The organism is Pseudogemmobacter faecipullorum, from assembly GCF_020539525.1.
GTDB lineage: Bacteria > Pseudomonadota > Alphaproteobacteria > Rhodobacterales > Rhodobacteraceae > Pseudogemmobacter > Pseudogemmobacter faecipullorum.
The window spans coordinates 62,616-76,679 of record NZ_JACDXX010000013.1; the positions used below are offsets into that span (position 1 = coordinate 62,616).

The following is a 14,064-nucleotide window of genomic DNA, read 5'->3' on the forward strand; positions in this document are numbered from 1 at the left end:
CCGGCCATGTCGAAACAGGACAGAGCCGCAGCGCCAGGACTGCCGGGCGAGGGCTTTACCCTCGGGGATGTGATCCGTGACCGCGGCTCGCGCTATGCGGTCTCAGGCGGGCGGGCCGGGGATAAAGCCGCGGCCCAGGCCTTTCTGACGGCGCTGAAGCGCGACAAGAAATTCGCCAAAGCCACCCATAACAGCTGGGCGCTGCTGTCCAGCGCCGAAGGGCCGCTGCGCAATGATGACGGCGAAAGCGGCGCGGCGGCACTGATTTTGAAAATGCTTGAGCGCGAAGCCCTGCAGGATCAGATCATCGTCGTGACGCGCTGGTATGGCGGCGTGCATCTGGGCGGCGACCGCTTTGCCCATGTCACCGCCTGCGTGCGGGCCTTTCTTGAGGCATATCGCCGCCGCAGCTGAACAGCTCAGCCCGGCGCGCTGATCTTCAGCCGCAGCAGATTGATCAGCCACAGGATGGCCCCGGCCAGGATCAGGAAAGAGCCGGGCACCAGCAGGGGCTTGGCCAGCGGGTGATCCATGGCATATTTCAGGTAAAGCCCGATCATCATCACCAGGGTTCCGGCCTGATGCAGCCAGTAATGCGCCCGGGCAAGGCCCGGATGCAGATCCGGCAGCAGGGCATAGCCGAGACCAAAGCCGGTCATCAGCGTAAAGCCGATCAGGTTCATATGCGCATGCAGTGGCATCAGAGAATGATCGCCCATTGCCCCCATGATGATCCCGATCAGAAAGCCGATCACCAGCCAGAAGGCGCCGGTGACCAGAAAGCCCTTAGCGACACGCATCCTGATCTCTCCCCAAAGCTTCTGCGCGGAAGGGTAACAGAGAGAGCAGCGGACAGGGTTAACGGCGGCCGGAAAGAAAAAGCCGCCGCCCCGGGGGCAGCGGCTTTCTGGATCTCGCGCGGGGGAAACCGCGTCAGACGAGCCGGCCCCAGAGGTCATATTCGCTGGCTTCCTCGACCTCGACGGTGACGATATCGCCGGTGCTGAGATCTTCGAACCCTTCGTCGATGAAGAGATTGCCATCGATTTCAGGCGCGTCAGCCTTGGTGCGGCAGGTCGCGCCCTCTTCATCGATCTCATCAATGATGACATCCAGACGGGTGCCGACTTTGGCCGCCAGTTTCGCCTCGGAAATGGCCTGGGCCTTTTCCATGAAACGCTCAAAGCGCTCCTGCTTCACCTCTTCGGGCACATGATCGGGCAGAGCGTTGGAGCGCGCGCCGGCGACGTTCTCATATTTGAACGCGCCAACCCGGTCGAGCTGCGCCTCATCCATCCAGTCGAGCAGGGTCTGGAACTCTGCCTCGGTCTCGCCCGGATAGCCGACGATAAAGGTCGAGCGCAGCACAATCCCGGGGCAGTCTTTGCGCCAGGCGGCAATCTCATCAAGCGTGCGCGAGGCAGCCGCCGGGCGGGCCATGCGCTTCAGCACATCGGGATGGGCATGCTGGAACGGGATGTCCAGATAGGGCAGGATCAGCCCCTCGGCCATGGCCGGGATCAGTTCGCGCACATGCGGATAGGGATAGACGTAATGCATCCTGACCCAGGCGCCGAGCGAGCCCAGATCGCGCGCCAGCGACAGGATCGGGAATTTCTCATCGCGGCCCTTCCAGTCGGTGCCATAAGCGGAAGTGTCCTGGCTGATCACCAGCAGTTCCTTCACGCCCGCCTCGACCAGCTTTTCCGCCTCGCGCAGCACGGCTTTGGCCGGACGCGACTGCAATTTGCCGCGCATATCGGGGATGATGCAGAATTTGCATTTGTGATCGCAGCCCTCTGAGATTTTCAGATAGCTGAAATGGCGCGGCGTCAGGCGGATGCCCGAGGCTGGCAGCAGATCGATGAAGGGATCGGGCGAGGGCGGCACCGCGCCATGCACGGCATCGAGCACGGATTCGTACTGATGCGGCCCGGTCACGGCCAGCACTTTGGGATGGGTGCCGGTGATATATTCCGGCTCGGCGCCAAGGCAGCCGGTGACGATCACCTTGCCGTTTTCGCGGATTGCCTCGCCGATGGCCTCGAGGCTTTCGGCCTTGGCAGAATCAAGGAAACCGCAGGTGTTCACGATCACCGCATCCGCGCCTTTGTAATCGGGCGAGATTGCATAGCCTTCGGCGCGCAGGCGCGTCAGAATCCGCTCGCTGTCAACGAGGGCCTTGGGGCAGCCAAGGGAAACCATGCCAATCGTGGGCTGGCCTTCGCGCCGGGGGGTATCGGGCACGGTGGCGCGGGCGAGATCGGGGCGGAGGAGGGGCGGATTTTGCAACATGGGCGGCATATAATGCAACCGAAGCACGCTGCAAATAGCCCGATTGCGCAAGGCGGCCCTGCAGCGGGCCTGGCCCCGGTGCGCGCCCAGGCCCCGCTGAACAGAACCTGCTCCCGGCAAATTGATGCCACCCGGGGCCGGAAGCTTTGCGCGGCTTCTTGCCGGACTGCGGCTGATCGCCCTAAACTCACTTCCAAATCATAAAGATAGACGGAGGCAGGCGATGCGGTGGATCTTGCGGATTTCGGTCGCCCTTGTGGTCTTCGTGATGCTTATTCTGCTGCTGGTGATGATGATCCCGGCGGATCGGGTGGCGCGTCTGGCCGCCGATAAATTTCAGGAACTGAGCGGACGCAGCCTGACCTTTGAGGGAGAGGTCTCGCCGCGCTTCTGGCCGGTGCTGGGCGTGACCACCGGCCCGGTCAGCATTTCCAATGCGGAATGGTCGGGGCTTGAGGGGCCGATGTTCGCCGCTGACAGCCTGATGATCTCGATCAACGCCGCGGCCCTGGTGGGGGGCGAGGTGAAGATCCTCGGGATTGAGGCCGAGCGGCCGCGCATCCTGCTGGAGCGTGATAACAAGGGCCGCGAGAACTGGGTGTTTGGCGGTGGCGGCGAGGGCGGCGAGATCAGCGAGGCCACCCCTGGGGTAGGCCGGGCCTGGACGCTGGAAAAAGGCCTGATCAGCAATGGCACGCTGCGCTTCGTCGATCAGATCTCGGGCCGCGATATCACGCTGGACGGGCTGAATGCCGAGCTTGCTATCCCCGATTTCGGCGGGGCCTTCACCACCAGCGCCAGTGCGGTTGTCTCGGGCCAGCGGCTGACGCTGAATGCCACCGGCGGGATCTTCTCGGCCTTTACCGAAGGACGGATCGTGCCGGTCAGCCTGACCGCAGGCGTCGGCGATGCGAAGCTGAGTTTTGAGGGGCGGGGCGGCTGGCAGCCGATGGCTGCCGAGGGCAAAATCACCGCCGATCTTTCGGACCTCGCGGCGCTTGGCGCGCTGAGCGGCACTTCCGTTTCGGCCCCGCCCGAGGGTTTTGGTGCGCGCAGACTGGCGCTGAGCGGCCAGCTGACCCTGGATGACAAAGGCGCGCTCTATCTGCGCGGCACCAGGATTGAGGCGGATGACAATATCCTCGCGGGCGATCTCGATCTGCGCCAGGGCGAGGCCCGGCCAAAGCTCAGCGGCAATCTGCGGGCCAATGCGCTGAACCTGCGCGGCCTTAGCGGCAGCACCGGTGACGTCGCCGGGGCGGGCAGCGCCGCTCCCCCCGCCAGCGGCGGTGAGGGCTGGTCGAAAGAGCGCATCGATGTCTCGGCTCTGGGGGCGATTGATACCGAAGTCAGCCTTGGCGCGGGCTCGGTGGATCTGGGGCGGCTGAAATTCGGCGAGACCCGGCTTTTGCTCAGCATTGACCGCTCGCGCGCGGTTTTCGATATCAGCGAGCTGGCGGCCTATGGCGGCGCGGTGACCGGGGAGTTTGTGCTCAATGGCCGGGGCGGGCTTTCGGTCGGCGGCACTCTCGCCCTTGCCGGGATCGACACCCAGAGCCTGCTCTCGGATCTGGCAGGCTGGGACCGGCTGATATCGCGGGTGAATCTGAATTTCAGCTTCCTCGGGGTCGGCAATTCGCTTGATGAGCTGATGCGCGGGCTGAAAGGCGAGGGTAGCCTGTCCCTGAGCAAGGGCGAGATCCGTGGCCTTGATATCGCAGGCATGTTGCGCACCCTCGATACCTCTTATGTCGGCGAGGGGCAGAAGACGATTTTCGACGGTATCGCGGGCAGTTTCAACATTCTCGACGGCAATCTGACCAATGAGGATCTGAAGCTGATGGCGCCCTATCTGAATGCCTCTGGTTCGGGACGGGTGGGGCTTGGGGCGCGTGATCTCGATTACCGCATCCGCCCGGTGGCCTTCCCGGGCCAGGATGGTACGGGCGGGGTGATGGTGCCTTTGCGGATCACCGGCCCCTGGGCTGCGCCCTCATACCGGCTGGATCTGGAATCCATCGCCCGCGAGAAGATGGAAGCGGAAGCAAAAGCCGCTGAGGCAAAGGCCAGGGCCGAGCTGGAGGCAAAGCTGAAAAAAGAGCTGGGGGTTGAGGCGGGCCAGGATGAGAAGCTGGAAGATGCGGTGAAGCGCCGCGCTCGTGAGGCCCTGAGCGATGAGGCAGCGCGGATGTTGGAGGGGCTGATTGGCGGCAACTGAGCCGCGCCAGAGCTGAACGGAAAAAGGCCGGGGAAAAATCCCCGGCCTTTTCTGTGCGGATCGCCAGAGCCTCAGTTGGTCGGGCGGATGAAGATCTCGACGCGACGGTTCTTCGCGCGGCCTTCCGGGGTGAGGTTGGTGGTGATCGGCTGATCCTCACCACGGCCGGTGGCGGTGACGCGGCCGGCGGGCACGCCATTATTGCGCAGTACCGAAGCCACCGAAGAGGCGCGACGCTGCGACAGGTCGAGGTTATAGGCGGCATCGCCGGTCGAATCGGTATGGCCGACGATCTGGATGGTGCTGTTCGGATAGCGCAGCAGGTTCGAGGCCAGCGCGTTCAGATCGCGGGTCAGCGAGCCCGAAAGCGTGGCGCTGTCGGTTGCGAACAGCAGATCCTGCGGCATGTTGACCAGCAGGTAATCGCCATGGTTGGTGACGCCGACGCCGGGCGACATCTGCGAGCGCAGCTCGGCTGCCTGGGCGTCGAGCGTCGCGCCGATGGCACCGCCGGCAATCGCGCCGATCACACCACCGGCTGCGGCTTTGCCGAAAGCACCTTTGCCACCGCCGCTGGCCCCGGCTGCGGCGCCGAGCAGGCCACCGATCACCGCGCCCTGCTGGGTGCGGGCATTGGGATTGTCGGGATAGGCATTGGGATCAACGCAACCGGTCAGAGCGATAACGCCTGCAGAGGCGAGAAGAAGGGGAAGTTTGATCATTATCCTGCTCATTGGCAAATAAACGAACATAATCCGGCGCTGGAACAGCCCGGCTCTCATCCTCCAGTATAGCAATCTCTCGCCTGGGGTGACAGTCGCGAGATTCACCCCGCCGATATGCGCGGATCAGTGCCGATCCCAGGCCTCGCCGGGTAAGGCCGGGTGAAAGGCGGCCGGCGCTGGCAGGACTTGTTTTTCGCGCCGCCTCCATGGCACATCCTCTCCATGACACCGCAGCTTGATTATCCCGCCATTCACGCCATTTTCTCCCGCCTGCGCGAGGCTGAGGCCGAGCCGCAGGGTGAGCTGGATCACACCAATGCTTTCACTCTGCTGGTCGCGGTCGCGCTCTCGGCTCAGGCCACGGATAAGGGCGTGAACCGCGCCACCCGTGATCTGTTCCCGATTGCCGATACGCCGGAAAAGATGCTGGCGCTGGGCGAGGAGGGGCTGATTGAGCATATCAAGACCATCGGCCTTTTTCGCAATAAGGCGAAGAATGTCATCAAACTCTGCCAGCGGCTGATTGATGTCTATGGCGGCGAGGTGCCTTCCTCGCGCGCGGCGCTGGTGAGCCTGCCAGGCGTGGGGCGCAAGACCGCCAATGTGGTGCTGAATATGTGGTTCAGGCTGCCGGCTCAGGCGGTCGATACCCATATCTTCCGCCTCGGCAACCGCTCGGGCATCTGTCCGGGCAAGGATGAGGCGGCGGTCGAGCGGGCGATTGAGGATAATATCCCGGCTGAATTTCAGCAGCATGCGCATCACTGGATGATCCTGCATGGCCGCTATATCTGCGTGGCACGCAAGCCAAAATGTGGCATCTGCCCGATCCGGGACTGGTGCCTCTACGAGGAAAAGACATGAAAAAATATCAGGTGACCGGCATCGGCAATGCGATTGTCGATGTGATCTCGCCCGCAGATGAGGCTTTCCTCGCCCGGAACGGCATTGAGAAAGGCATTATGCAGCTGGTCGATCAGGCCAGGGGCGAAGCGCTTTACAGCGCCATGGCGAACCGGGTTCAGGCCCCGGGCGGCTCGGTCGCCAACAGCATTGCCGGCATCGGGGCGCTGGGCCTGCCGACCGCTTTCATTGGCCGGGTCTGCGATGACAGTCTCGGTCGCTTTTACGCCCGGGGGCTGGCCGCCGAGGGCACCGATTTCGTCAATCCGCCGGTAGCGGGGGGCGAGCTGCCGACCTCGCGCTGCATGATCTTTGTCTCGCCCGATGGCGAGCGTTCGATGAACACCTATCTGGGGATTTCTTCGGAGCTTGGGCCCGAGGATGTGTCAGAGGCGGTGGTCTCAGATACCGAAGTGCTGCTGATCGAGGGTTATCTCTATGACAAGGATAAGGGCAAGGCGGCGCTGGAACGCGCGGCGGCGCTGACCCGTGCGGCGGGCGGCCAGCCTGGCGTCTCGCTGTCCGACCCGTTCTGCGTTGACCGGCACCGCGATGATTTTCGTCGCCTGATCAAGGGGCTGACCTATGTGATCGGCAATGAATATGAATGGCAGTCGCTCTATCAGAGCGATCTCGACACGGCGCTGCAACTGGCGGCGGCGGATGTTGGCCTTGTGGTCTGCACCCGCTCGGGCGAGGGGGTTGAGCTGATCCGGGGCGCGGAAAAAGTCACGGTCCCGGTCAGCCGCATCACCCCGGTCGATACCACCGGCGCCGGTGATCAGTTTGCGGCGGGCTTCCTGTTCGGCCTCGCCAGCGGCGCTTCGCTGGAAGTGGCAGGCCGGATGGGCTGTGTGGCGGCGGGCGAGGTGATCTCGCATTACGGCGCGCGGCCCGGGCAGGATATCAAAGCGCTGTTTCGCGCCAATGGCCTGATCTGATGATGAAAGCGGCGGGCAGAAGCCTGCCCGCCGCTGCCCCCGGCGGGGGGGGGTGCAGATCTCACCGGCCAGAAAGACGGCCGGCTGCCCGGTCGGAAGGGCTTAGCGGCTGAGGCATTCGGCCAGGGTATCTGCGGTCCGGGTCAGCAGGGTCGGGTAGAGGGCGGCGCCCGGCTCCATGCCGGTACCGACCGGGTCGAGCAGCCCACCGATCTGCACCCCGGTTGCTTCGGCCACCCGTTCCAGCGGCGCGCGATCATGGCCGACCTCGGGGAAGAGGCAGAGAATTTCGCCCGCCTGCACCCGGGCACGCAATGCGCTCAGATGGCGCGCGCCGGGGGTTCCGGCATCGCCCATGGCAATGCTGCCCGCGAAATTCAGCCGGTAATGCGCGGTATAGTAGCCATAAGCATCATGGAATGTCGCGAAAGGCTTTGCCGCTACAGGCGCAAGCTTTGCCTGGGCTTCCTGATCGGCGCGGGCAATCTCAGCCGCACCGGCCCTGGCATTGGCGGCATAGGTTGCAGCATTTTCCGGGTCGAGCCGGGCCAGCTCGGCCGCGATCAGCCCCAGCCAGTGCCGGGCATTGCCGGGCTCGAGCCAGGCATGGGGATCGGTTGAGCCGGGACCGTGATCATGGCCCGCATGGTCGTGGTCGTGGTCGTGGTCGTGGTCATGCTGCGCCTCAGCCTCACCGGCAGGGGCGTCATGATCGTGGTCATGGTCGTGGTTATGCGCTTCGCTCTCTGCCGCTTCGCCATAGGTCCGGCGATGCGTGCCTTTATCGTGCAACAGCTGCAGCACCGGGGCCTCAGCCGGGCGCAAAGCCAGCGCCTTATTCAGCCAGGGGGTCAGCTCCGGCCCGATCTGCACCACCAGATCCGCCGCCGCGATCAGCGAGGCCTGCGAGGGGCGCAGCTGGAAATGATGCTCCGATCCGCCCTTTTCGAGCAGCAGTTCCGGCTGGGTCAGATCGCCGGTCACCATCGAGACCAGCGAATGCACCACCGGCACATCGGTCACAATCTGTGGCGGCGCCGCCATGGCCATGGAGGTGGTCAGCGCGAGGCTACTGGTCAGAGTGAGTGATATGATATAACGCATTGATAAAGCCTTCCACTGGCACCACATCCGGGGCTGGAGGCAGTGATGAATGTAATATCATAACAAGTCAAGGGGCCGCAATGCCTGCCGGACATAGCCATGACCATCCCGCCGATTGCTTTGGCTGCAGCGAGCCTGCAGCGGCATTTCTCAGCCATGATCACGATCACTGCGCCCAGGGCGTGCTTGAACGGGCCGCGGCGCTGACCCGGGCCCAGGGCGCACGGCTGACCCCGGTGCGCCGCCGGGTGCTGGAAATCCTGCTGGAAGAACATCGGGCCATGGGGGCCTATGATGTGCTCAAACGCCTTGCTGAAGAGGGGTTCGGCAATCAGCCCCCCGTTGCCTATCGCGCCCTGGAATTTCTGGTGGAACAAGGGCTTGCCCATCGCATTCGTCGGTTGAACGCCTTTGCCGCCTGTATGCATCCGGGCGAGGCCCATGCCCCGGCCTTTCTGATCTGCAGCGGCTGCAACAGCGTGGCCGAGGCCCCGGCCGCGCCGGTGCGAGCGGCGCTCGATCAGGCGGCGGCTGCACTGGGCTTTGTCATCGAGCGTTCAACCGTTGAGGCGCTGGGGCGCTGCCCGGCCTGCCAGGAGCGCGCTGAATGAGCCGTGCCCCCCAGCCCGCGCCGCTGATCTCGGCGCAGAATATCTGCATCCGCTATGGCGGAACCGAGGTTTTGCACAATGTCTCTCTCGGGGTGCGTCCGGGCGAGATCGTGACCATCGTCGGGCCGAATGGCTCGGGAAAATCGACGCTTCTGCGGGCGCTCCTCGGCATTATCGCCCCGGCAGGTGGTGGCGTGACCCGCGCCCCGGGGCTGCGGATCGGCTATCTGCCGCAGCGTCTGAGCATTGATCCCTCAATGCCGATCACCCTGCGCCGGTTTCTGTCGCTGCCGCTGCGGGTCAGTGATCAGCGGGCCGGGGCGGCGCTGGCGCAGGTCGGCCTCGAGGGCAAAGGGGCGCTGCAGATGGCCGGGCTTTCGGGCGGTCAGATGCAGCGCGCTTTGCTGGCGCGGGCCTTGCTGTCCGATCCGCAGATCCTGATGCTGGATGAGCCGACCCAGGGCCTTGATCAGCCCGGCGAGGCGGATTTCTACCGGCTGATCGAAGAGGTTCGCGCCCGCACCGGGCTTGCGGTGCTGATGGTCAGCCATGATCTGCATGTGGTTATGGCGGCCAGCGACCGGGTGATCTGCCTTAATGGACATATCTGCTGCGAGGGCACGCCAGCCGTGGTCTCAACCGCGCCGGAATATCGGGCTCTGTTCGGCCCTGGCACGCGCGGCGCGCTCGCGCTCTACCGCCATGAGCATGATCATGATCACAGTGAACCCCATGACCATCACAGCCATGGGCATCACCCCCATGACCACGGGCCGGGCTGCAGCCATAACGCGGCCCAGCCGAGCGGAAAGGCCGGAGAATGATTGATGATCTGGTAATGCGCGCCACTTTTGCAGGTGCCGGGCTTTCGCTGGCCACCGGGCCTTTGGGCGCTTTCGTGGTCTGGCGGCGCATGGCCTATTTCGGCGATGCCACGGCCCATGCGGCGATCCTTGGCGTGGCGCTGGCGCTGGCGCTGGATCTGCCGATCACCCTTGGCACGCTCGTCGTGGCGCTGGCCATGGCCCTGACCGTGGCCGGCCTCGCCTCGCGCGGCTGGGGCATGGATACGACGCTGGGCGTCTTGTCGCATTCGGCGCTGGCCTTTGGCCTTGTGGCGGTCAGCTGGTTTCCGGGCGTGCGCACGGATCTTTCTGCCTGGCTGTTTGGCGATATCCTGACCGTCGGGCAGAACGATCTCTGGCTGATCTGGGGCGGCGCGGCTCTGGTTGCGGCTTTGCTGATCTGGCGCTGGCAGGCTTTGCTGACCGCGACCCTGAACGAAGAGCTGGCCCATGCCTCGGGCATTTCGCCCGCGCGTGAGCGGCTGGTGCTGGTGGTGGCACTTGCCGTGGTGGTCGCCGTGGCGCTGAAAGTGGTGGGCGCGCTGCTGATCGCGGCGATGCTGATCATCCCGGCCGCCTCTGCGCGCTGGCTGAGCCGCAGCCCCGAAAGCATGGCCCTGCTGGCGGTTGCGATCGGCATGGTGGCAACCGCGCTCGGGCTGCAGCTCTCGCTCTGGCAGGATACGCCGGCCGGCCCTTCGATCATCGTCGCGGCAGCCGGGTTGTTCGCGCTCTGCGGCCTTGCCTCCCGGCTGCGCGGCTGAGGCCTGACAGGGAGAGAGGTGCCGCCTGCACCTCCCTCTCTGCAGCCGGTTCCGGCACAGCGCGACGAATGTCGTTTTAGGCCGCATCTGGTCGCGCAGATCGGCTCGGCCGCGCCTGGCTCTGGCAGAAAGGAGGCATCTTTTTTCGCCGCGGAGCCATTCGATGAAAACCCATGTCAAAGCCCTCGTGGTCGGCGGCGGTGCCGTTGGCACCTCGATCGCCTATCATCTGCAGAAAGCCGGATGGGAGACGATGCTGGTCGAGCGCGACGAGCTGACCTCTGGCTCGACCTGGCATGCGGCGGGGCTGCTGCCTTTGTTCAATATGTCCTATGCGACCACGCATATTCATAAATATTCGGTCGATTTCTATAAAACCCTTGAGGCCGAGACCGGGCTGAACGCGGGCTTCTCGATCTGTGGCAACCTGCGGATGGCGCAGACCCAGGACCGCATGGACGAATATATGCTCTATTCCTCGGTGGCCGAGACCGCCGGGGTCTATCATGAGTTTCTGACGCCAGCTCAGATTGCCGAGCGCTGGCCGCTGGTCCGGACCGATGACCTGAAAGGCGCGCTCTTCCACCCGCAGGACGGCTATATCAACCCCGCCGATGTGACCCAGGCCATGGCCAAGGGCGCGCGTCAGCTGGGCGTGGTGATCGAGCGCAAGATTCAGGTCGATGGCTATCGCTGGACCGGCTCGGAATGGATCGTCTCGGTCACCCGCATGGTCGAGCAGGGCGGCAATCTGGTGCCCTCGGAGGAGAAATACGAGATCCATGCCGAACATGTGGTCACTGCCACCGGCAATCATGCACAGCGCACCGCGAAACTCCTCGGCATCAAAATCCCGGCGATCCCGGTCGAGCATCAGTATATCGTCACCGAGCCGGATCCGGCGCTGGTGGCCTACCGCAAGGCCGGTCATGCTGAACATCCGGTGCTGCGCGATGCCGATGCCAAATGGTATGCCCGCGAGGAGCGCGGCGGCTGGATCCTTGGCCCCTATGAACTGAACGCCCCGGCGCGTTTCCAATATGGCGTGCCCGACAGCTTCCGCGCCGATCTCTTCCCGCTCGATCTCGAGCGGATCGAGGCGGAATATATGTCGATGATCCACCGCATTCCCTCCTCAGAGGTGGCGGGGCTGAAGGATGATTTCAACGGCCCGATCTGCTATACGCCCGATGGCAATCCGCTGGTCGGCCCGGCACCGGGTCTGCGCAATATGTGGCTGGCCGAGGGCTTCTCTTTCGGCATCACCGCGGCGGGAGGCACCGGCTATTACCTCGCGCAGATGATGGTGGCGGGTGAGGCCGAGATCGATATGGCCTCGCTTGACCCCAAGCGCTACGGCGGCTGGATGACCACCGAATATGCGGTGAAAAAGAATGAGGAATGCTATGAGCATGTCTTCATCCTGCACCATCCCGATGAAGAGCGCGAAGCGGCACGGCCTTTGCGCACCGCCCCCGCCTATGACCGCCAGATCGCGCTTGGCGCGCAGATGGGCCAGGTCAATGGCTGGGAGCGGCCGAATTACTACGGCGAAGTGGGTGCACCCGCCGATTTCGACCATAATTCCCGCAGCTTCCGTCGCGGCGCCTGGTGGCAATATGCCGAAGCCGAGGCGAAAGCCGTACGCGAGACCTGTGGCATCATCGATGCCTCGGCCTTTACCAAACATCTGGTGCGTGGCCCGGGCGCGACCGCGTTCCTCGACCATTTCACCTGCAATAAGCTGCCGAAAACCGGCCGTATCAACCTGACCTATGCCTTGACCGAGGCCGGAACGACGCGCACCGAATATACCATCGTGCGGCTGTCCGAGGATGAATATTACCTGATCTCGGCCGGGGCCTGGACCGCCTATGACTATGATTTCCTGAAGAAAGCCTCTGAGGACTTCATCGCCGCAGGGGGTGGCACTATCGAGATCCATGACGTGACCACTCAATGGGGCGTCTATGCGCTGGCCGGTCCGGCGGCGCGGGCCATTCTGGCCGGGCTGATCCGCGACGCCGAGCCGGAAAGCGCTTTGTCCAATAAGCGCTTCCCCTGGCTGTCGTGCCGCGAGATTGAGCTTGGCATGTGCCCGGTGCGCGCGATCCGCGTCGCCTATACCGGCGAACTGGGCTGGGAGCTGCATTACCCGATCGAATTTGGCCGCTATCTCTGGGATCTCTTGCTGAAAGAAGGCGCGAAACACGGGCTGAAGCCGGTCGGCGCGCGGGCACAGAACTGGCTGCGCCAGGAAAAGAGCTACCGCGCCTTTGGCACCGAACTGGGCCGCGATGCGACACCGCTCGAGGCCGGGCTCGACCGCTTTGTCGATCTGGAGAAAGACTTCCGCGGCAAGGCGAAGATGCTCGAAACCGGTATCCGCTCAAAATGCGTCACCCTGCTGATCGACGGGCCTTCGGATACCGATCCCTGGGGCAAGGAGGCCCTGTTGCTGAACGGCGAAAAGGTCGGGCGCCTGACCTCGGGCGGCTGGTCGGTGGTCTTCGGCAAGCAGATCGGCATGGGCTATGTCCGCCCCGATCTGGCAGAGGTCGGCACCAGGCTGAAGGTGAAGATGCTCTTGCAGGAATGGGATGCGGTGGTGGTCGAGGACAGCCCGCATGACCCCGAGAATGCGCGGATCCGGATCAACGGCTGAAAGCTGGGGGCGCTGCCCCCACACCCCCGGGATATTGAGAGACAGATGAATGAGGAAGGCCGGCTCCCAAGGGGGCCGGCCTTTCAGCCTTTGCATCTGTTCATGGATATCCCGGGGTCCGGTGCGGCGCGCCAGGCTTTCTGGCCCCGGCCTGTCTTTATGGCGCGCGGGCGGCGAGCCAGGCCTGCCACTGGGCGGGCGAGCCCTCATAAACATTGATATCGACCTGGCCCGCGATCCCCGGGATCAGCCCGGTTGAGGTATATTGCCAGAACAGCCAGTGCTGACCGGCGTAGAGATCCTGGGGATGTTTCGCCACGGCGCGCAGCCAAAAATCAGCGCCCTGGACCTTCCACATCTGATTATCCTCAAAGAAATCGATCGAGGTATAGAGTATGGGCTTCTGGCCATAATGCCGGGTCAGCATGTCAATAAAGATCCGGGCATCCTCGCGGATCACCTCGGGCGCGCGGCGGATGGTGCAGGTCGGCGAGAAGGGGGTCCATTCCATATCGAGAACCGGCGGCAGCCCGCCTTTGACTTTCGGAACATGCTGAATGAACCAGCGCGCCTGTTCGGCAGCCGGGCGGCAATGATAGTAGAAATGATAGGCGCCGCGACGGATGCCGGCGCGGCCGGCACCGCGCCAGTGGTCCTCAAACATCGGATCAACCCGGTCGCCGCCCTCGGTGGCTTTGATGAAGGCGAAATTCACCCCATTGGCCCGGGCGGTCGGCCAGTCGACGGCGGTCTGGTAGCGCGCCACATCAATGCCATGCACCGCATAGCTCTGCGGTGGCTTGCCGCCCCAGCTGTCGATGGGTCGGGCATCGCCGAAATTGGCGCTTGTCACGGTATCTGAGGCAAGCGCGACGGGCGCGCGGGCATCGGGTTTCTGGCGTGGGGGCGCAGAGCCGCCGCAGGCGGCGAGCGTCAGGCTGAGGGCGAGGCAGGAGAATATGCGGATCATGCGCCAGAGACTGGCTGAGCCTG

The 14,064-nt window shown here is 64.1% G+C and carries 13 protein-coding genes; 8 read left to right on the top strand and 5 right to left on the bottom strand.

Translation table 11 applies throughout. From position 1 onward, the window contains the following. Positions 1-6 precede the first annotated feature (6 nt). The gene (locus H0485_RS14310; protein ID WP_226936615.1) at positions 7-414 is read left to right on the top strand and encodes a YigZ family protein; all 408 of its coding nucleotides are present in this window, start codon (positions 7-9) and stop codon (positions 412-414) included. Between the two features lie 5 nt (positions 415-419). Here H0485_RS14310 and H0485_RS14315 read toward each other — a convergent pair whose 3' ends face one another. Both H0485_RS14315 and rimO read right to left on the bottom strand, forming a co-directional pair. Then, positions 420-800, bottom strand: coding sequence for a cbb3-type cytochrome c oxidase subunit I (locus tag H0485_RS14315; protein ID WP_226936616.1), 381 nt, complete (start codon positions 798-800; stop codon positions 420-422). Between the two features lie 133 nt (positions 801-933). After that, a complete protein-coding gene (gene rimO, locus H0485_RS14320) occupies positions 934-2,304 on the bottom strand; it encodes a 30S ribosomal protein S12 methylthiotransferase RimO (protein ID WP_226936617.1) in 1,371 nt (456 codons plus the stop codon). A 214-nt stretch (positions 2,305-2,518) separates the two neighbouring features. Here rimO and H0485_RS14325 point away from each other — a divergent pair, with 214 nt between their 5' ends. Then, a complete protein-coding gene (locus tag H0485_RS14325) occupies positions 2,519-4,513 on the top strand; it encodes an AsmA family protein (RefSeq protein ID WP_226936618.1) in 1,995 nt (664 codons plus the stop codon). A 71-nt stretch (positions 4,514-4,584) separates the two neighbouring features. Here H0485_RS14325 and H0485_RS14330 read toward each other — a convergent pair whose 3' ends face one another. Next, on the bottom strand, positions 4,585-5,235 hold the full coding sequence (locus H0485_RS14330) for a YiaD family glycine zipper/OmpA-like lipoprotein (RefSeq protein ID WP_226936619.1): 651 nt from the start codon (positions 5,233-5,235) through the stop codon (positions 4,585-4,587). Between the two features lie 225 nt (positions 5,236-5,460). Here H0485_RS14330 and nth point away from each other — a divergent pair, with 225 nt between their 5' ends. Both nth and H0485_RS14340 read left to right on the top strand, forming a co-directional pair. Then, entirely contained in the window at positions 5,461-6,102 is a 642-nt protein-coding gene (gene nth / locus H0485_RS14335) for an endonuclease III (RefSeq protein WP_226936620.1), read from the top strand. After that, positions 6,099-7,082 carry an adenosine kinase gene (locus H0485_RS14340; protein WP_226936621.1) on the top strand — a complete coding sequence of 328 codons (984 nt, stop codon included), beginning with the start codon at positions 6,099-6,101 and terminating at the stop codon, positions 7,080-7,082. The genes nth and H0485_RS14340 overlap by 4 nt, the downstream gene beginning before the upstream one ends. A 102-nt stretch (positions 7,083-7,184) precedes the next feature. Here the strand turns inward: H0485_RS14340 and H0485_RS14345 are convergent, their stop codons facing one another. Beyond that, complete coding sequence (locus tag H0485_RS14345) at positions 7,185-8,186, bottom strand: zinc ABC transporter substrate-binding protein (protein WP_226936622.1); 1,002 nt, start codon at positions 8,184-8,186, stop codon at positions 7,185-7,187. Positions 8,187-8,266: 80 nt separating this feature from the next. Here H0485_RS14345 and H0485_RS14350 point away from each other — a divergent pair, with 80 nt between their 5' ends. From H0485_RS14350 to H0485_RS14365, 4 genes are all read left to right on the top strand, one after another. After that, positions 8,267-8,797 carry a Fur family transcriptional regulator gene (locus H0485_RS14350; protein WP_226936623.1) on the top strand — a complete coding sequence of 177 codons (531 nt, stop codon included), beginning with the start codon at positions 8,267-8,269 and terminating at the stop codon, positions 8,795-8,797. Next, complete coding sequence (locus tag H0485_RS14355) at positions 8,794-9,621, top strand: metal ABC transporter ATP-binding protein (RefSeq protein WP_226936625.1); 828 nt, start codon at positions 8,794-8,796, stop codon at positions 9,619-9,621. Before H0485_RS14350 ends, H0485_RS14355 begins: the two co-directional genes overlap by 4 nt. Beyond that, a complete protein-coding gene (locus H0485_RS14360) occupies positions 9,618-10,406 on the top strand; it encodes an iron chelate uptake ABC transporter family permease subunit (protein WP_226936626.1) in 789 nt (262 codons plus the stop codon). Before H0485_RS14355 ends, H0485_RS14360 begins: the two co-directional genes overlap by 4 nt. Positions 10,407-10,569: 163 nt before the next feature. Continuing rightward, positions 10,570-13,071, top strand: a complete 2,502-nt coding sequence (locus H0485_RS14365) for a GcvT family protein (RefSeq protein WP_226936627.1) — start codon at positions 10,570-10,572, stop codon at positions 13,069-13,071. Between the two features lie 157 nt (positions 13,072-13,228). On the opposite strand, the gene H0485_RS14370 is transcribed toward H0485_RS14365, so the two are convergent. Continuing rightward, the gene (locus tag H0485_RS14370) at positions 13,229-14,041 is read right to left on the bottom strand and encodes a glycoside hydrolase family 25 protein (protein ID WP_255613692.1); all 813 of its coding nucleotides are present in this window, start codon (positions 14,039-14,041) and stop codon (positions 13,229-13,231) included. Positions 14,042-14,064: the final 23 nt, after the last annotated feature.

Excerpts from the sequence above, each read along its gene's own strand:
- H0485_RS14325 (WP_226936618.1), top strand. The coding sequence starts at position 2,519 with ATGCGGTGGATCTTGCGGATTTCGGTCGCCCTTGTGGTCTTCGTGATG.
- H0485_RS14360 (WP_226936626.1), top strand. The coding sequence starts at position 9,618 with ATGATTGATGATCTGGTAATGCGCGCCACTTTTGCAGGTGCCGGGCTT.
- rimO (WP_226936617.1), bottom strand. The coding sequence starts at position 2,304 with ATGCCGCCCATGTTGCAAAATCCGCCCCTCCTCCGCCCCGATCTCGCC.
- H0485_RS14310 (WP_226936615.1), top strand. The coding sequence starts at position 7 with ATGTCGAAACAGGACAGAGCCGCAGCGCCAGGACTGCCGGGCGAGGGC.
- nth (WP_226936620.1), top strand. The coding sequence starts at position 5,461 with ATGACACCGCAGCTTGATTATCCCGCCATTCACGCCATTTTCTCCCGC.
- H0485_RS14370 (WP_255613692.1), bottom strand. The coding sequence starts at position 14,041 with ATGATCCGCATATTCTCCTGCCTCGCCCTCAGCCTGACGCTCGCCGCC.
- H0485_RS14350 (WP_226936623.1), top strand. The coding sequence starts at position 8,267 with ATGCCTGCCGGACATAGCCATGACCATCCCGCCGATTGCTTTGGCTGC.
- H0485_RS14345 (WP_226936622.1), bottom strand. The coding sequence starts at position 8,186 with ATGCGTTATATCATATCACTCACTCTGACCAGTAGCCTCGCGCTGACC.
- H0485_RS14340 (WP_226936621.1), top strand. The coding sequence starts at position 6,099 with ATGAAAAAATATCAGGTGACCGGCATCGGCAATGCGATTGTCGATGTG.
- H0485_RS14365 (WP_226936627.1), top strand. The coding sequence starts at position 10,570 with ATGAAAACCCATGTCAAAGCCCTCGTGGTCGGCGGCGGTGCCGTTGGC.
- H0485_RS14330 (WP_226936619.1), bottom strand. The coding sequence starts at position 5,235 with ATGATCAAACTTCCCCTTCTTCTCGCCTCTGCAGGCGTTATCGCTCTG.
- H0485_RS14355 (WP_226936625.1), top strand. The coding sequence starts at position 8,794 with ATGAGCCGTGCCCCCCAGCCCGCGCCGCTGATCTCGGCGCAGAATATC.
- H0485_RS14315 (WP_226936616.1), bottom strand. The coding sequence starts at position 800 with ATGCGTGTCGCTAAGGGCTTTCTGGTCACCGGCGCCTTCTGGCTGGTG.